At 32.1% G+C, this 18,132-nt stretch carries 17 protein-coding genes and 1 tRNA gene; 12 read left to right on the top strand and 6 right to left on the bottom strand.

Features of this window, described 5'->3' with window-relative positions; genetic code table 11:
• Positions 1-181 precede the first annotated feature (181 nt).
• Positions 182-475, bottom strand: a complete 294-nt coding sequence (locus tag ACYSNM_RS07970) for a cupin domain-containing protein (protein ID WP_461756408.1) — start codon at positions 473-475, stop codon at positions 182-184.
• Between the two features lie 58 nt (positions 476-533).
• Positions 534-869: a hypothetical protein gene (locus ACYSNM_RS07965; RefSeq protein WP_461756407.1), complete on the bottom strand. Its 336-nt coding sequence runs from the start codon at positions 867-869 to the stop codon at positions 534-536.
• Between the two features lie 291 nt (positions 870-1,160).
• On the opposite strand from ACYSNM_RS07965, the gene ACYSNM_RS07960 reads away from it, so the two are divergent.
• The 3 genes from ACYSNM_RS07960 to ACYSNM_RS07950 all read left to right on the top strand — a co-directional run bounded on the left by ACYSNM_RS07960 (position 1,161) and on the right by ACYSNM_RS07950 (position 4,144).
• Positions 1,161-2,030, top strand: coding sequence for a helix-turn-helix domain-containing protein (locus tag ACYSNM_RS07960; RefSeq protein ID WP_461756406.1), 870 nt, complete (start codon positions 1,161-1,163; stop codon positions 2,028-2,030).
• A 79-nt stretch (positions 2,031-2,109) separates the two neighbouring features.
• Positions 2,110-3,459 carry an amidohydrolase gene (locus ACYSNM_RS07955; RefSeq protein ID WP_461756405.1) on the top strand — a complete coding sequence of 450 codons (1,350 nt, stop codon included), beginning with the start codon at positions 2,110-2,112 and terminating at the stop codon, positions 3,457-3,459.
• A 22-nt stretch (positions 3,460-3,481) separates the two neighbouring features.
• On the top strand, positions 3,482-4,144 hold the full coding sequence (locus ACYSNM_RS07950) for an ankyrin repeat domain-containing protein (protein WP_461756404.1): 663 nt from the start codon (positions 3,482-3,484) through the stop codon (positions 4,142-4,144).
• 130 nt (positions 4,145-4,274) lie between these two features.
• Here ACYSNM_RS07950 and ACYSNM_RS07945 read toward each other — a convergent pair whose 3' ends face one another.
• On the bottom strand, positions 4,275-4,568 hold the full coding sequence (locus tag ACYSNM_RS07945; RefSeq protein WP_461753432.1) for a VF530 family protein: 294 nt from the start codon (positions 4,566-4,568) through the stop codon (positions 4,275-4,277).
• A 490-nt stretch (positions 4,569-5,058) separates the two neighbouring features.
• On the opposite strand from ACYSNM_RS07945, the gene ACYSNM_RS07940 reads away from it, so the two are divergent.
• From ACYSNM_RS07940 to ACYSNM_RS07905, 8 genes are all read left to right on the top strand, one after another.
• Positions 5,059-5,143 (top strand) — tRNA-Ser (locus ACYSNM_RS07940).
• 631 nt (positions 5,144-5,774) lie between these two features.
• Positions 5,775-6,377 carry a hypothetical protein gene (locus tag ACYSNM_RS07935; protein WP_461756403.1) on the top strand — a complete coding sequence of 201 codons (603 nt, stop codon included), beginning with the start codon at positions 5,775-5,777 and terminating at the stop codon, positions 6,375-6,377.
• A 154-nt stretch (positions 6,378-6,531) separates the two neighbouring features.
• A complete protein-coding gene (locus ACYSNM_RS07930; RefSeq protein ID WP_461756402.1) occupies positions 6,532-7,020 on the top strand; it encodes a helix-turn-helix transcriptional regulator in 489 nt (162 codons plus the stop codon).
• The gene (locus ACYSNM_RS07925) at positions 7,020-7,481 is read left to right on the top strand and encodes a hypothetical protein (RefSeq protein ID WP_461756401.1); all 462 of its coding nucleotides are present in this window, start codon (positions 7,020-7,022) and stop codon (positions 7,479-7,481) included. Before ACYSNM_RS07930 ends, ACYSNM_RS07925 begins: the two co-directional genes overlap by 1 nt.
• 549 nt (positions 7,482-8,030) lie before the next feature.
• Positions 8,031-8,825, top strand: a complete 795-nt coding sequence (attM, locus tag ACYSNM_RS07920) for an AttM family quorum-quenching N-acyl homoserine lactonase (RefSeq protein ID WP_461756400.1) — start codon at positions 8,031-8,033, stop codon at positions 8,823-8,825.
• Positions 8,826-8,837: 12 nt separating this feature from the next.
• Entirely contained in the window at positions 8,838-9,977 is a 1,140-nt protein-coding gene (locus tag ACYSNM_RS07915; protein WP_461756399.1) for a zinc-dependent alcohol dehydrogenase family protein, read from the top strand.
• Between the two features lie 613 nt (positions 9,978-10,590).
• Positions 10,591-11,532, top strand: a complete 942-nt coding sequence (locus tag ACYSNM_RS07910; protein WP_461756398.1) for a hypothetical protein — start codon at positions 10,591-10,593, stop codon at positions 11,530-11,532.
• Between the two features lie 1,073 nt (positions 11,533-12,605).
• Positions 12,606-13,157 (top strand): DUF6934 family protein, encoded by a 552-nt coding sequence (locus ACYSNM_RS07905; RefSeq protein ID WP_461756397.1) that lies wholly within the window; start codon positions 12,606-12,608, stop codon positions 13,155-13,157.
• Positions 13,158-14,864: 1,707 nt separating this feature from the next.
• On the opposite strand, the gene ACYSNM_RS07900 is transcribed toward ACYSNM_RS07905, so the two are convergent.
• Positions 14,865-15,089: a hypothetical protein gene (locus tag ACYSNM_RS07900; RefSeq protein WP_461756396.1), complete on the bottom strand. Its 225-nt coding sequence runs from the start codon at positions 15,087-15,089 to the stop codon at positions 14,865-14,867.
• A 325-nt stretch (positions 15,090-15,414) separates the two neighbouring features.
• Between ACYSNM_RS07900 and ACYSNM_RS07895 the strand changes: the two genes are divergently transcribed.
• Entirely contained in the window at positions 15,415-16,605 is a 1,191-nt protein-coding gene (locus ACYSNM_RS07895) for a S41 family peptidase (RefSeq protein ID WP_461756395.1), read from the top strand.
• Between the two features lie 130 nt (positions 16,606-16,735).
• Here the strand turns inward: ACYSNM_RS07895 and ACYSNM_RS07890 are convergent, their stop codons facing one another.
• Positions 16,736-17,266 (bottom strand): hypothetical protein, encoded by a 531-nt coding sequence (locus tag ACYSNM_RS07890; protein WP_461756394.1) that lies wholly within the window; start codon positions 17,264-17,266, stop codon positions 16,736-16,738.
• A 22-nt stretch (positions 17,267-17,288) separates the two neighbouring features.
• Positions 17,289-17,966 carry a transposase gene (locus ACYSNM_RS07885; RefSeq protein WP_461756393.1) on the bottom strand — a complete coding sequence of 226 codons (678 nt, stop codon included), beginning with the start codon at positions 17,964-17,966 and terminating at the stop codon, positions 17,289-17,291.
• Positions 17,967-18,132: the final 166 nt, after the last annotated feature.

The raw sequence follows: 18,132 nt of genomic DNA, 5'->3' as shown, positions 1-18,132 counted from the left end.
AACGAATTCATTTTTTTATAGTCAAAAGCCCCTTTGAGTTATTAACCTAGCTTAAAAGGGGTTTTTTAATAAGTAATAGTCCTGCTTGTATAATGGGTTGACTACAAAAAACAAAAGCTAGTACTCTTTACTTTTAGTACTAGCTTTTGCTTTAAAATTAGAAATTTTATTGGTGTCTATGTTATTTCAATAATAGGGCCTCACTATCTTTAAGTGCTTCTACCCAATGGGGTACATCCTGTGGTATATTTACATATTGTCCTTGCTGTAAAGATATAGGGGATTGGTCCTTTTGATGGTAAACCAAATGACCCTGCACACAAATAAGTAGCGCCTTTACAGCAGTAGTATGTTCTTTTATAATAGCGTCTTTTTGCAGGTAAATACTAACGGTTTTACCACTTTGTCCTTCAAAGAGAAGTTTTGCTGAAAATTCGCTTTCTTTTTCATGGAAGTCTTTTAAATTCTTAGCCATAGTTATCTAATAAGGTATATAGTTATGCGATAATGGGACAACCTTTAATCTTTGGATGTTATTTTGTCCAATCATCTTTTTGGTCAATAATCTCAACAGTGATCTGATCTACAATTGCAGAGGCTCTATCGCTAGAGGAAATACCATAACCATTTACAAATACACCTTTAACGCTATTTTTTCTATTGGTAATAGCATACAAGATGGACTCATCATCGGCATCATTTTGTGGTGCAAAACGGTAGATCTTATCAATCACTAAGTCTTTAATTTCTCCTAGGTCATGGTTGTTTTGATCCCTTTCTTGTACCTCCAGTAAGTTAAAGTCCGCTGTGTATCCTCTTTTCTTTAAGATATTAATCACTTGAGACAAGGTTTTTTCTGTGTGTATCATGATTGTATGGTTTTTGGTTACTTGCTTAAATTTAAGCATATTAAGCGGGTTATAAAAAAATATTTGGTTAAATGTTCGCACTTTAGTCACTTTTACCTTCTTTTGTTGGTTCATTTTTAGAACAAAAAATACTCTATACACTTTAGGCGGTAATCCTACTAGGTAGGAGTTTATCTTGTAAAGCAATGCTTATAAGAGTATTGGTTTGCAGAGTGGTTTCTCACAAGGTTTTTGTATTTTTACTTTGTTATAGCCCCAAATGACAAGCAAACTATTTAAAACTTTTATAGAATGAATAACAAACAAGGCAATATGGATTTAACCTCCAAAGAATTACTTCAAATGCAAGCGTTTCGCTCGGAGCAAAAGGCGGGTAATCAACAGGTTATTTTCAATACTTTAGATGGGCAAAGAAGTATTAAAAAAGCCCATAGCCATGATTTTTTCGTTATCATTCTCTTTGATAAAGGAAGTGGAGTGCACACCATCGATGCAGTGGATTATACCATTGGCGATAAAGAGATACATGTACTTTTCCCTGATCAGTTACACAAATGGGAGATAAACGCCTGTACTAAAGCCTATCAGCTTATGGTAGAGAGAAGTTTCTTTGAGCGTTTTGCTCCTTATTTTCGTTTTTCCTTTACCAATTATCAAAATAATCCCGTAATAAAGTTAGACCCATCTACTTATGACTTATTGCATTATGAGTTTGAGGCTATTTTAAATGAACTAGAAAATAGGGATATCCTATTGGATATAATAAGGGCTAGAGCTGGGGTAATTGCCGCTATATTAAGCAAACAAGCCCAAGGATGCTTTTCGGAATTTAAAGTCTATCAGAGTAATACCCGTTTGGCGGAGTTTAACATGCTAATCGATAAGTTTTACAAAGAGCATAAAAATGTTGGCTTTTATGCCAAAGAGCTGCATATTACAGCTAATTATTTAAATGTGCTTTGTAAAAAACATTTAAAGTTATCTGCTAATAGTTTAATAACCAATAGGGTGGTGCTTCAAGCAAAGCGTTTATTAGAGAATACAGATCTATCTATTAAAGAGATTTCTCAGGAGCTGGGGTTTATAGATCAGGCCTATTTCTCCCATGTATTTAAAAACCACACCTCTATGTCCCCAAGTGATTTTCGCATAAATAGATAAAAATTACAAATTTCAGATGGATTTCTAAAGATGGTTTCTTTCTTTATTTTGCAATTTTGTATTTCAATAAAACACTTATATGAATAAAGATAATATATCACGTAAAGATTTTTTAAGAAATTCTATCTTGGGTATGGCAAGTATTTCTCTTGCACCAGGTCTATTATATGCTAAGGGTAATAATAGTAATAGCAAAACGATGACTCAAGTACAAACAAAAAACTCCTCAGAGAACTATAGTATAAAAAACGTCCGTTTAGAGACGGGATTTGAGTATGAAGACAATCAGGTAATTGCTACAAAGACAGATCTATTTACCTTAGATATACAAGGGGATCAGATTGTAAATGTGAGAGAAAATAACCCAAGTGAAGATTGTATAGATGCCAACGGCTTATTGGCCCTACCAGCTTTTAAGGATATGCATATTCACTTAGATAAAACATTCTATGGCCAGAAGTGGCAAGCTGTTCGCCCAAGAAAGGGAGGTGTAAAGCAAATGATTGCTTTAGAGCAGCAGACCCTAGGACAAATGCTAGAGCACTCTAAAGATAATGCTCAAAGCTTAATCGAGCTTTTACATAGTAAGGGGAGTTATTTTGCGCGTAGTCATGTCAATATTGAGCCTACTTCTAAATTAAAGTCCTTGACTAATTTACAAGAGGTACTAGAGAACAATAAAGATGTTTTTTCAAGTGAATTAGTAGCCTTCCCCCAACATGGATTGTTTTATACCGATTCCATGCCTTATATGGTGGAAGCTGCAAAAATGGATATCGATTTTATTGGAGGTCTTGATCCCACAAGCATCGATGGGGATTTACAAAAGAGCATGGATGCAACTTTGCAATTGGCCTTAGATTACAATAAGGGAATAGATATCCACTTACATGAAACAGGCGATTCAGGAATTAAGACCATTGAATATTTAATAGACCAAGTAGATAAAAACCCTGAATTAAAAGGAAGAACCTATCTAAGTCATGCTTTTGCTTTAGCAGTTGCCTCCCCAGAGAAACAAAAGGAGCTGGCCCAAGGCTTAGCGGCTAATGATATTGGTATTATGTCTACTATTCCAATGGGTAAACTAATTATGCCAATTCCACTGTTGAAAGAGCATGGAGTAAGAGTGAGCGCTGGAAATGATAGTATAGTGGATCATTGGAATACCATGGGAACGGGAAGTGTGTTGCAAAAAGCCAATTTAGCTAGCGCCCTTTACAATCAGGTAGATGAATTTGGATTGTCCAGGAATCTTGCTTTGGCTACACAGGGGATTACTCCATTAGATGATAAAGGACAAGTACAATGGCCGCAAAAAGGTTCACAGGCAAATATTGCCTTTTTAGATGCAAGCTGTTCTGCAGAGGCAGTATCTAGAATATCGCCTGTAAAGAGCTTGATTCACAAAGGAAAAGTAGTGTATTAATAAAGTTTAAAACGATTGTATTATGAGAAAATTACTCTTTTTGTTTACACTAGTCTTCATAAGTACTAGTTGTCAAAGTCAAAATGAAACAATAGAAAATACGGTAGATATGGATATAGTTGGTTTAGTAAAAAACAGACAGTTAGATAAGGTTAAACTCGCTTTAGAACAAGGGGCTAATGTTAATAGTACAGATTCCAGCAATAACCCATTAATACTTATAGCAACCTTAAATAAAGATAATGCTATGGCTAATCTATTAGTAGACTATAAAGCAGATGTCAACTTACAGGGCAATAATTTGGATAGCGCATTTTTGTACGCTGGAGCTAGTGGACAAACCCAGTTAGTAGAACTGTATTTAAACAATGGGGCTAAGTTTGATGTCTTTAATCGCTATAATGGCTCTGCTTTAATTCCCGCAAGTGAAAAAGGACATATAGAAACCGTAAAGCTTTTAGCAAATTGGCCAGGGTACCCAGTGAACCACGTTAATCGTCTAGGATGGACAGCGCTAATGGAGGCAGTTGTCTTAGGAGATGGTTCAAAAACATACCAGGATGTTATTCAAATTCTATTAGATGCATCTGCGGATAAAAATATTCCGGACTCTAAGGGAGTGAGCGCTTTAACCCATGCCAAAAGAATGGGGTACACTAAAATAGCTCAAATGTTAGAGGATTAGGCACTTAGAGGTAGGCTTGTTTGCCTTTTTGTAAGTAATAATTGTATAAATAAAATAAAAAACTCTAGTTATAAGGTAAACAAAACTTGTAACTAGAGTTTTATTTTTTATACAAGTCTTCACTGAGGGTTTATTCCTTAGAAGCCTCTGGTGAATCAAGAGTGTCTTTTTGCTGTTGTAAAAGGTTTTGTTTTTTAGCTTCTTTTGCTTTTTGACGAAGTACATAAAGGTATAAGCTTTCTGTTTTTTCCCTTGCCCAAGGAGTTCTTCTCAAGAAGGTTAAGCTTGATTTTATACTAGGATCATGGGTAAAACAGCGAATATTTATTTGCTGAGACAATTGCTCAAAACCTTGGTAATAGTCTACTAGTTCTTCTAAAATATCTACTAGTTTTTTTCCGTGTAATGGGTTGTTGCTTTGCATAAGAAGTTATTTGTTTATTTTGCTATGGATATAACAAGTTAGCAAATGTAGTAATCTATATGTAATTTACAGAAAATATTCTTTTTGTCTATATTTTATAAGCTATTTGGATCCGTTTTATTCTTTAGTTTAATAGGCAAATTAATTGAAGATGACTTCTAGACTAGGATCTGGCGTATAATTATCCCAAAATTCTTTATTATACCGCACTCTGCCTAAAGCTGAGTTTACCAGTTTGGTTGAGTCGTTTCTTTTAAATTCGAAAACTTCTACCTCTTTTGTTTTTAGGTCTGAAGAAGTTCTCTTCAGTTCAATAGTAGTTTGAGATAGGGGAGTGTAAAAAGGTTATATTTTTTTTTGTAATATAAGGTATTGAGTTGTAGGTAGATAATAGTTGGTTTGTAAAATACAGTAAAAAAAGGATAAAAATCGTTTGGAAGTATAAGTAATAATTGTATTTTTGCACTCGCAATACCAAAGGTATAGCCTTGGAGAAATGGCAGAGTGGTCGATTGCGGTAGTCTTGAAAACTATTGACTGTAACAGGTCCGGGGGTTCGAATCCCTCTTTCTCCGCGAAATTATAAATAATAACTTTTAAAAAGTTATTAAGAAAAGAAAAAACCTATGACTTATTATAAGTCATAGGTTTTTTCTTTTTTAGGGATATCCTATTATTCTATTGAAGATTCGGGATTAGTTTGGATTAACCTCTAAACCTTTCTTTATGCAAATAATTTGGTTAATCAATAAGAAAGATATTCACTTCGCTTACTTCTCTAAACTGTGTTCGCAAAGCTTTGATTTTAGCATTGAAAGGCTAGTCAGACTAAGTATACCTAAAATATCCAAGTAGTGTACACCTGTCAGCTGTGTAAAGGCTGGAATAGGGTTTAAAACTGTGTTTAAGAAACTTTTTGTTTAAGGTTTTGTAAAAAAAGACCGATTAATAATTTCATATTTTTAATACTGGAATTGTTCTATTTAATGGATCAGTGGGTATTTCGAGATTTTTTATTTATAGCAAGCATTTAAATACTCTAAGTAATGTTGAAAATAAACTTACAGGTTGATTTTTGAAAAGAAAAACGTATCTTTATAGAAGTCTTTATGAGAATAGAAATAAAAAAATATAACTTCTAAGTAGTTATTGATAACCTCGGTATGATTAAAAGTAAATTAAAAAATAAACCTGTAGGTTGATTATATGCGAATAGTTGATATATTTGAAGTCGTAGAAGGAAGTTTGTTTTCTGTTTTATTTGAAGAAGAGTTTAAAACTATTGGATATAGTAATTCTAGGCTTCATATAGTAGGAGAGCAATTACACGAATTCAGAAGATTGTTTGATTTTTGGAATGACCCATTTCAATTACGTTTATTTTTTGAAGAACATCAGCAGGATTTAGAAGACAATTATTGGGAGGGTATCACAATAGATCAAGCTATTGAGAAGACTAGAGAAGAAGCAAAACAATTAGAAGCAATTCTTTTAGAGTATGCAGAAGCAGGTAAAACCAATCGCTTTGAAACTTTATCTACACTTTTTAAACCTTTATCAAACGGCAGGTTTGACAAAGAATTTGAAAAAGATAAAGTAAAGGTGAAAGGTAGGAAAACTTGGTTGAGATTATATGCTATTAGAGTAGATGTCAATTTTTTTGTAGTTTGTGGAGGAGCTATTAAACTTCGTGAAACGCTTAATGACAGGGAGTATTTATTGAAAGAATTAAAAAAATTAGATATAACTTGTAATTACCTAAAAGATGATAGTACGGATACATTTGATCTATATGAAATAAGTCATTAAAATTTGAAATGTATGACTTGCAATGATTTTAGAAATAATTACTTGCAGTAGAGGATATAGCTATAGAAGGATATTTCGACTAGCTTATTTTATGTTAGGGCTATACTTATATTTTTGCCTATCATAGTCTCTAGTTACACAAAAAAATGTTATTATGAGTATAAATAAAATAAAACAAAAATTAGTTCAAAACTCTATCAAAGATTCTAAATGGCTTGAAAAAGCTAAATGGCGTAAAGAGAATGAACATTGGTTAGATATTTCTTTTAACATAGCTGTTAAAATTGGATCTATTTTAAGTGCGAACAAAAAAACAAATACTTATCCGAAAACTCAAGTTGAATTAGCAGAGTTAATGGACTGTTCACCTCAATATGTAAACAAATTGTTGAAAGGGGAGGAGAATCTTCAGATTGATACTATTTGTAAAATTAGTAAGATACTAGCAACTAAATTGATTGAGGTACCTGAAGTTGAATTAAGACAAACAATTTCTTATGATGTTATAAGTAGTTTTATTACAGTAGAAAATACAATATCATCACCTGTAATTTTATCTAGTCCAGTTGCTTATAGTCATAATTTATATGCTAACTTAGAGATTAAAACAGGTGTTGGAAATAATTACGCATCAGCTGCATAATGGAAAATATAAATCAAATTAAATTTGCACTACGTTCTATTACAACTGAACAGTTTGCGATAATTGAAAGTGCCTTTAACAAAAGCATTGAAAATGTAGAATTAAACAATAGCTTACGTTTCGGATATAATTTAGAACAAAGAAGAATTACTGTGTTGTTAGCAGTAAATTTCAGTCAAGACAAAGGACCTTTTCTTATATTAGAAATAGGATGTCATTTTGAAATTTCTGAAGAGCATTGGAAAAGTATATGTACTGCTGACTTAGGGGAAATTAATCTTCCTATTGAAGTTGCAAGACATTTTGTAGTACTTGCTGTGGGCACCTTGAGAGGAGTTTTGCATGCCAAAGTAGAAAATACGCCTTTTAACATGTTTATTTTGCCTACCATTAATGTTATTGAATTAGTGAAAGAGGATATTGTTATAAAGACAAATGATACAATTTTAAAAACAACCTAAGTAGGTTGTTTTTTACTTTTCTAAGCTAAGCAATTTATCCTTTAGAGCATTTTATTTGTAACTAAATACATAGGTTGTACTTACATAGAAGATCACGTCAAAGTAAATTTAGGCATAAGTGTTCTTTCACTTTTTTGTGTTGAGCTTTTGTAGGCTTCCCCATTTTAGGACACTTCTAAATTCGGCAAATAATACTCATTATGTTCAGATTTGATGAAGAGTTTAAAACTTTTATCAAATCTGGATTATTTTCTAATACCTTATGAGGATGATCCAAGGTGTAATCCTCTTTCCATTTTTATGATCTTGTCTTATTAATTGATAGGTATTATTGAGATAAATATCTAATACATTAAAAATTGGACATTCCGATGAATGTGCGCCACTATTCTAGACTGCACCCCAAAACTTAGACAAAGTTATCTTACATTATTCAAATGTTTTTATAGTAATTTTTACTATTTGTATTAGTTGTTAAAAAAAAACAAGTTCCCTATTCTATGAAAAAAAATCCATAAATTACAGCAACTAACCAAAAATCAAGTAATTATGGAGAATCAAATTAAGCTTTTTATGTTCCAAACAGGAGTTTTGAAATGTAAGGAAAACAACATTAAAATGAATGCTTCTTTGGACCCTTATGAAATACCTGTGCCTTGGTATTTACTAATTCACCCTAAAGGAAACATTATTATAGATGGAGGAAACTCTGTGCTTTGTGCCAAGGATCCTGTGGCTCACTGGGGAGGTATTACAGAGGTATACTGGCCAGTGATGCAAGAGTCAGAAGGTTGTTTGAACGTAATTAAAAGCCTAGGAGTAGATCCCTCAAGTATTAGATATGTTTTACAATCTCATTTACATCTAGACCATACAGGAGCCATAGGACATTTCCCAAATGCAACTCATATTGTGCAGAGAAAAGAATATGAATATGCTTTTACTCCAGATTGGTTTGCAGATGGAGGATATATTAGAAAGGATTTTGACAAGCCAGGATTAAAATGGCAATTTTTAGAACTTAATTATAATGATAGTTTTGATGTCTATGGGGATGGAGTAATTCAAATGATCCCAACTCCTGGACATTCACCTGGGCATTGCAGCTTTTTAATTAATTTACCCAATACTGGTAGTATAATTTTAGCTGTAGATGCTGCTTATACAACCGATCATTGGGATGAAAAAGCTCTTCCAGGTTTCTTAGCCTCCACAGTAGATGCAGTTCGCTCAGTTAAAAAGTTGCGTGAGCTTGCCGATAAACATAACTCTCTTGTTGTTACGGGACATGACCCTGAAAAATGGAAAGAGTTTAAAAAGGGACCTAATGAATTTTATAATTAAATCGTATTTGTTATGAAAACTAAAGCAGCAGTACTTCATCAAATAGGTGGTCATCAAAGGCCATATACAACTTCTAAACCTTTAAAGATAGAAGAGGTAACTCTCAGAGAGCCTGGAAAGGAGGAAGTTATAGTTCAAATAAAAGCAGCTGGGTTATGTCATTCGGATTTGTCAGTCATTGATGGTAATCGCCCAAGACAAACCCCTATGGTTCTAGGACATGAAGCCTCAGGTATCATTGTAAAGCTTGGACAGGATGTAAAAGGATTTGAAGTGGGAGATCATGTGGTTTTTGCTTTTTTACCCTCTTGTGGACATTGTGAATATTGTGTCTCTGGCAGGGCTGCACTTTGCTCCGAAGGTGCAAAAGCCAATAACGAAGGGGTATTATTAAATGGTACACGAAAAATAGTAAACGACAAAGGAGAGAAATATTATCATCACTTAGGGGTTTCAGGTTTTGCACAGTATAGTATTGCCTCTATTTACTCTCTAGTCAAAATAGATAAAGCATATAGCTTTGAGATAGCTGCTTTATTTGGTTGCGCTGTGATGACTGGTGTTGGTGCTGTAGTACATACTGCTAAACTACAAGCAGGAGAATCTTTACTTGTTGTTGGCTTAGGAGGGGTAGGGTTATCTGCTATTTTAGGAGCTAAAGCAGCGGGGGCTTCTAAGATTATTGCCGCAGATATAAGCGATTCTAAACTAGCTATGGCTAAAGACTTTGGGGCAACTCATATTTTGAACTCCGGCAGTGAAGATGCTCTAAATGATTTAAAAGATCAGGTAAAACCATCTGAGGGAGTGGATAAATCCATTGAATTCGCTGGGGCAATGCCAGCATTAGATTTCGCTTTTAATGCAACAAAAAAAGGTGGTGTTACCGTGACAGGTGCTCTTCCTAATCCAAAGGCAAGATTAAGTTTAAATCCACTTACTTTAGTAGGCCAAGAAAAAACGTTGAAAGGATGTTATTTAGGTAGCTGCGTACCTAAAATTGATATTCCAAACTTTCTTGAATTATATAAAAATGGAAGTTTACCAGTGGATAAATTAATAACCCATCGACTTAAATTAGAAGATATCAATGAAGGCTTTGAAAGATTAGCAAGTGGAGAAGCTATCAGGCAAATAATTGTATTTGATTAACCTCTACATAAACGCCCCTTAGTTAACTAGAATATAGTTAACTAAGGGGTTTTTAATAGTCTATACTTCCAGTTCTTTAAAAAACAACCCTTTTTGCTACGCGTGCAAAATACATTCTGCTTTAGTTTGTAATATAATTGGAGTATTGTATTTAAGCATAGCCTGTTTTAACTACTACTATTAGGAAAATGATTGTGTAAAATAAGTAGATTTTAGTCTCTGGTTTTCCATAGAGGTATAAATAAGCAGGTATTTATACACCATGGCAAATCAGGTAGTTAGCAACTTATCACTGGGCAGAGTATAAAGCCAAAAATTATCAAGTGGGCTGTTGCGCTGTATTGTCTTCATTGCAAATAGCAAGGTATTCTATCAGTGATTTAGTTTATCATCGGGCTTTTTAAAACGCCCTCTTAAGGTAAAATATTACCTATGTTTTTTTATAGTAATCTCTATTATAATTTTATAAGTTTGCTAAAATAAAAAAGCGTTATTCCTTTTTTTGGCGAATTTTGAAGCTTGTGCTATTTTATTGGCTATTTGGTCAAGGTAATTTGAGTTGTAGGATCGACAAAAAGCAGTATTTCGCGTTAAAAAAATCCTATTAAATTATATGAAAAAATTACTTACACTTTCAGCGCTTCTTTTTGTCTGCGTTTTTGCCTTTGGGCAAGAAGAAATCACACTAGAGGATAAATATATTCTTCAAGCTAATCAGTTGCGTAACGGTTCACAATCTCTGGAAATACTAGAACTCGTTAATAGTTCTTTATACTGGGTAGTTTGGGATAAAATAAATATAAGAGGGATGAGACCTTCTGTAGAAGATTATAGAAAATCACTAGAAAACATAAAATTCACACCCAAAGAAGGAAAATATTATTTAAAAAATAACTATCAAAATTTTTGGTTTACCATTGATCAAGACGGACAATTTACGGACACTGCCTATTTTGAAAACTCTGAACAAGGTCAAAAAGAGATTTGGAATTTGGAGTTTGAGAACGGAAATGTATCTGCTGTGAGTGTAACTTTGGAGGGAGATGATAATCCTTCAACGAAAATTGAAGCTAATGATGAGCGTTCCGTAATTCAGGATTTTAATCCAAAAAGTGGGAGTATAATTACACAGCGTATCATTAAAAAAGGTGGAGATTGGCACAATTCTGTGGTAAGCGAATATTACGAAAACGGAAATATTAAGGTAGAAAGAGATGGGGAAAACAAATCTGAAAAGATGTTTTATGAAAATGGAATACTGAGATCCTATACACAGACAATAACTCGCGAAGCTATTGATTATGATGAGCAAGGAGTAAAAACTTATCATTCTTACCCTTTTGAAGAGAATTCATGGTGTAGAGAATATTATAGCGAAGGGCTTATTAGGAAAAAAGAATGTACCAATCGAATACAAGATATCGAGTATTATTACACAAACGGAAAGTTAGATTATTATGAAGTACAGGATAATCAAGAACAAGAACGTAGAAAATACGACCACAACAATAAGTTGATTAGTACAGAGAAACTACACTATACTAATACATACTAATACTGTTTCGTTCTAATTTAAAAAAGTGGATTTAATTGCAAAATCAATTACATCCGTTTTTAAAGGAAACATGAAATTTTTCTAATAAACTATCCAAAACAATTCAAAACGGGAACCATCATCGTTTATAAGCATACAAAATAAAAGGAAGTAATGCTCTTTCTTGGCTAAGAAACCGATAACTAGAGTTATCGGTTTTTTTATTTATAAAGATTTTTACTTCTGAATAAATAAAACAAAAACCTTTTTATAGTTGAAAACCATAGAAAATGAAGGGTATGTGTCAAGTAGTATAGTGATTTAGATGCATTAGAAGATTTTAAAATGGTATAAGCTATTTAAGGGATTTTGAGTGGTACAAAACAGTGGCGTCCATGCGGTCTTTAGTAAAAGTTGTTTTATCTATATGTAGATCTTGCAAAAATAAGAACTAAATTTGTTTTCAATAATTAACAAAAATCTATATGAAGAAGAGTGTTTTTTAGTACTATACAATTCTTATCCTTATTACCTCCTTTAGCTGTTCTCTCGCAAGTAATAAATTTTGATGATCTTTCATTAGAAAATGGGATTATTTACTATAATAATGACCTTTCACTGGTGTTGGTTTCACTTATGGGTATAATGGGGTTATTGAACATGAACGAAGCTTTAAAGATGGAATAGCTCATGGCGTATCATTTTTTTATTTTAGCAAAGGTCAGGAAAAAGCTATATATACCTATTCACATGGCTACGTTTAGAAAATAGAAGTATCATTATCTTGGGTGTAATAATTTTTAGATCGTTTAAAGGTAGAAGATCATTGCAAAGAAGGCTGCTGTAGGTATTTTTCAATATCAAAGTGACGAAATTTCAGGTTAAAGGGATTTTGAAAGAGTGTTTTTTTCTCTTAAAAGTTTTTATATTCTCTTTTTTCATATATTAGTAAATACAAATATTACGAAATGTCAAAGTTGGTGTAAATGGAGATTTTTACATTTTAAACTGTGATTATAGTTAATAAGAGAGTTGTTAGTGGTAATTGTAATAAAACCAAAACTGAAAATATAAGTAAATAATAAAATATTTTAATGAATTTAAATACAAACGTTTATAATTTAGAAGAAAGCGACTCTGAAGATGATAAGTATTTGAGGTTTTTATTTATTAGTAATGGTCAAGAGAAAATCATTAAAGTTATTGATTTCCAATATTTACAAGAATTTCAAGATCACGATATATATAACCTTGCTTTTGGTAACTATGATCTAGATGAGGACTCAATTATTGATGATGCAAACTCGAATAATGGTGACCCATATCAAGTTTTTAATACGGTTTTGAGTAGTATACCGCTTTTTTTTAAAAAGTTTCCTAACGATAAAGTTATTATTCAAGGAAGTGATAGTAGAGATGAATTTTTAGAAGAATGCAAAGCAAATTGTGCAAAATGTAAAAATGGAAATTGTCGAAAATATAATCAACGCTTAAGAATTTACAAAAGTTATGTTGATAAAAATTATGATGATTTGATTAAGGAATACATTTTTTTCGGGGGTATGAAAGATGATGATGGTAACTCATATTTAGAGTGTTACGAGAAATTTAAGGATTATTTTTGTGTAGTTGTGCAGAAAAAGTAATATATTTGTACTATGGAAAACAAAAAAAATAAAAACAGTAAATATGTAAAAGTTAGTGAAACTACACTTTTATCATTAGTTTCTTCTAAATTGAAGGAAAGAGTTTTATTTCCTAAAAAAGTAGAGTCTGCAAAAAATTTTTTGAATAAATTATAATCTAAAACTATGTGAGTTTTAGAAAAGAATATAATAGTGCCATAGAAATATGGCATTATTTTTTTACTCAAATTCTACTTCCATAAATAAAAATAATTTTGTGACAACGTCTTATGGTAGGAAGTTATTTACAGAAAGAAGTGAAAATATTAGATATAGTTTAAAGTTAACTTATAGGTGGTGATACTGATGAATTGGATCTATGTTAAGCAATTAATTGTGATACAAGATATATTTATAGTTGAATTATTATACTTGCTTGTATGTTATACTTTCGCTTCTTTGACTTGTTTCAAGTTGCAGTTACTTACTCCATCAGCACGTATTTTCCCCTGTTAGATTAGAATATCTAAAGCTTCCATAGTCTAAGGGAATAACTTTTTTACTTATGCTTTAATAAATATATACCTTCTTCTACGTTAAAAGCTCTTTGCGTGTATTACCATGTTCAAAAACTCTTCCTGGTGCTTAACTTTATCTTTTAAGATCTTAGGCTTTTACCTTTCATTTAAATTCTCAAGTCACTGAATAATTATATAAGCTATAAGTCATTTATTCCAAGGTGTATTCCAACAGCAATATATGAGAATTGAAGTTCTGTATTTATTAGTCTGACTTTTTTTTATGTTTTCACTAAGTATACAATTAGACAAAAAATAATCTATATTAGCATCAAATCTAACGTCGTACGAATACAAGTGTTTTAATGAAACTCTTACGTCTTTTATTTTATAATAAAACACTGCTGAGTATTCTATTGTACAAGCAGAAAAAGTAAATCTTAATGAATTAAACTTATGCGTACAATGGAAGAATGAAACACCACCAACTGGTTTTCTAAATTTTCGTTATCCTTCTTAGCGATCGTCGGTAGTATAAATACAGCACTTTTTATCATTGCCCCCCTTTTACCTTATAAGCTTTCACAGCTTATACTTCCTTTGGGCTTTTCGGCTTTAGCTTTGTCTGTTCTTTTCTGTATAGGATTTTCTTTTTATTGGCATAAAAAGGAGAAGAACAAGACCTTTAATTCGATAAAATGTATGGCTTGGCTTTCTGTCTTATTGCGTTATTGGATTGCATTTTTACTCTTGGATTTTGGATTTCAAAAAATATTTGAAGTTAATTTCAATTATTCCTAGCATATCAATGATTCTTTAGCAAGCGTATTAACGGGACAAGAACTAACGTGGAAATATTATGGGTTCTCCTATGGACTATCTGTGATTGTGGCATTTTTCCAAATAATTGGCAGTGTTTTTTTATTATTTAGACGTACTCTTTTATTAGGTGTGTTAACGCTTTTGCCTGTAATGTTAAATATGATTTTGATTAATATTTTTTATAATATTATGTATTCCGGTGAAAGTGGACAGGTAATTCCGGTGGCAAACTGAACAGTTTGTGAGGTTTGTTTTTAGTAGTATAAATATAGCAAAAAATTAGGTTATTTTCTCATCTTTTTTCTTAAGGTTCACTTTGGACCGGAATACTTATGTATGACTTGTTGAAGTAATATTTCTGTTATATCGGTTAGTTTAGGTTTATTTATTACCATTGTTTACTTTTTAATGTTCTTCGTTTGCGTTTTTTTTGTTCATAGTCTTCATCGTTACCACTAAACTGTAAGGCAGATAACATACTAAATAAAACAGACACATCTGTTTTCCAATTGTGCATTTGTGAATCGGATGATTCTTGACTTTTAAATAGCTTGTTTACTTCATCCTTAGAATCTGTACTTACTGTATTTTTAAATAAATCATTCAACTTCATATTTCTGTCAATTTCACTTGCTTTTAAATTTGTATGTGTTGGTAAATGAATAAAACGATACCCTTGAATATTCCCCTGTTTATTAATCGTAGGTTTAACTTCAATATCTTTTTCCAGCTATTTATACTTGAATACAATGACTTTATCTTAATCTATTTCACTGTCCATAAAAAATAACCTTGTAATTATCTGTATGTTAAATAAGAATAATTATATTAGGAGCAAATTAAATGAAAGCCCTTCATAGGTGTTTTTTATGAAACTATATTGTGTTTTGTTTCGTGAAATATCTGTATTAATGGCTCTTTCGGAACTCAATTCTACTATGAATATTAAAATTTTTATAAGAACAGTTTTACTTATCTTGTTTCTCGCTGGAAATACTGTTGTTGCTCAAACTAAATACCAAAAGGACTTTATAGAATTTTGGACAAATTTAAATAATCATTATGCCTATTTAGAACAGCAAGATATTGATTGGGAGAAAGTAAGAGAAATTTATGAGCCGAGGACTGAAAAAATATCAAGCGATGATGAATTTATTCAATTCCTCGAAAACGTATTAAATGAACTTCATAATGGGCATTCTTCTTTAAATACTAACTTAGACTCATCAAATCGATTGATTCCTTCCGGTTTAGACTTGTATGTTGAAAAATCCAACAATGCATTCTATATTAAAGATTTACGAAAGGGGTTTGGAGCAGATTTATCGGGATTAGAAATAGGAATGGAAGTAAAGCTTTTCAACGGACAGGCTATTGAAAGTCAACTAAAAGAATTTCTGCCAAAGTATACTAATAATCCAAACCAAAAAATGTATCAATATGCTCTTAATATGTTGTTTGCAGGAACTCACGATAGAAAAAGAGAAATAACAGTTATTGAAAACGGAAAAGAGAAAACTTATTTCCCAGTAGCTTGCCAAAACAGCAATGAATTACTTCATAGTGAAGTATTGAACAAAAAAACAGCTTACATTAAGATCAATAATTCTTTAGGAAATAATCATTTAATCGCGGAGTTTGACAAAACATTAGATAGTTTGTTTCAATATGAAAATATAGTTATTGACTTGACAGAAACACCTGGAGGTGGAAATACAACTGTTGCTAGGGCAATAATGGGAAGATTTATCGATAAACCTTTGCCGTATCAAGTGCACGAGTTTGACGAAGAAGAATATCAAACTAAAAGACATTGGGTTGAATATGTAACATCAAGAAATGAGACTTATAAAGGGAATGTTTACATACTTGTCGGACGTTGGACTGGCAGTATGGGGGAGGGGATTGCTATCGGATTTGACGGGATGAATCGGGGGAGAATTATCGGAACTCAAATGGCTGGACTTATTGGAGCAATTTGGAGTTTTCAGCTTTCCCAAACTAAAATAGGTTTTCAGTTTCCGGGTGAAAGACTGTATCATGTAAACGGAACACCGAGAGAAAACTTTCTACCCGAAATATTAACAGAAAATATCGAGCAAACTATACAAAAGACAAATGAAATCTAGTAGAAATGGAATGACATTAGATGAATAAAGTTGTGTAAATAAAGTTTAAAACCTAAAAAAAATGGTAGTAAATTAAGATGTCTACTACCATTTTTTAGTGTTTTTATAATATTAATCCTGTATCGTTATTTCAGGACTTGACAAAGCTCTCCATCATTTGCTCCAGAGTATAGCGCAGATCTCTTTTGTGGTTCCTAGCTATAATTTTCTGCCCTCTTAAGGCGGATAAAACGTGTCTGCATATTTCCTGTTCTTCTAAAGTTAAAAGGACTAAATATTCATTATCTATCTTGACAAGAACTTTCGTTTGAGGACCTTGGTAAGTTCCAATTGGAAGACTATATAAGTTGCTTTTGTAAGATATCTTATTGTCTTTGTGAACAGTATAACTCGGGTATTGAGCTTTAACTAGTAATTCTAAAGCATACCAAGGAAAGAGAAATTCCTTCTCTATAACAAATTCATCTTGTGGTGATTTTTTTGTTGTACCGTGTTCATTTGCATTAGCAGTGCGTTCTAACCATAGTAAGGCTGCTTTATTTAAATCATTTAAGGTAGTAAACATGCGGTTGTACAAGAAGTTTTGTTTTACATACTTCACTACATTTTCGATTTTACCTTTACTTTCTGGATCTGCTTTGCGACAAAAATGAGTATCCATTTTACGGGACTTCACATTAGAACTAAATTCTTTGGTCAATATTAGGTTCGCCGTAATTTTCATCTACCATAAATAGCCTATCTTGATCATAAACTATTTGACCTGGGATTCCTTCAAAGAAAGAAAAGGCGTTTTCATGAGCCTGAATAACTCTAGTGCAGTTATAAGGTATGTCGCTAAACTCTATATACTTATAACGCGATCTCGATAATACCATGCAGAAGAACTGTACTTTTACAACTCTTCCACTAGTAGTTCTCATATTATAAAATCCAAAATCAACTTGTGCTTGAGATCCATAAGATACTTCTTGGACCATTGTATATTGTCTAATTATTTTTACTTTTGGAATATTATAAGTGGCGCGAACCCACATTATAAAATTGTAGACTGTTTTTTGATTTACTTTAGGAAAGTCGCTATAATGCTCTTTGAGCCAGTCATGCATTTGAGCAGCAGAAGTATCACTAAAAGTAGTGAGTTTTTCTTTTACGAACTCAGTGTAAACTTCTAAAGATCTCTTTCGATTTTTAGAGTTTTCTAATTCGTGCTCAAACTCTTGTTCATTTAGAGTTAGTAATCGTTTGGTAGTACGCCAATTGAGCTCTAAGTGTTTTGCAATGAAACGGATGGAAAATCCTTCTCGTTTCATTTGATGAACTTCTTTGTACATAATAATTTTAGAATAATATTGGTTCATATTTTCTTTGTCTTTTTGGTTTAAAACAAAGATTATATTTTCTTTTGGGGCGTAAGCCCCAAAAGATGAACTATGTAATTATTCTTGCAAAAGTTGTGCAGTCTTGTTGCCAAAAATGCTGCATTTCTAATTGCCAAAAATTGTGTATTCTTATTTACCGATTACA

The organism is Myroides sp. LJL116, assembly GCF_054871685.1.
Note: the sequence above shows the minus strand (reverse complement) of the source record. Positions and strands in the feature narration are given on the sequence as shown.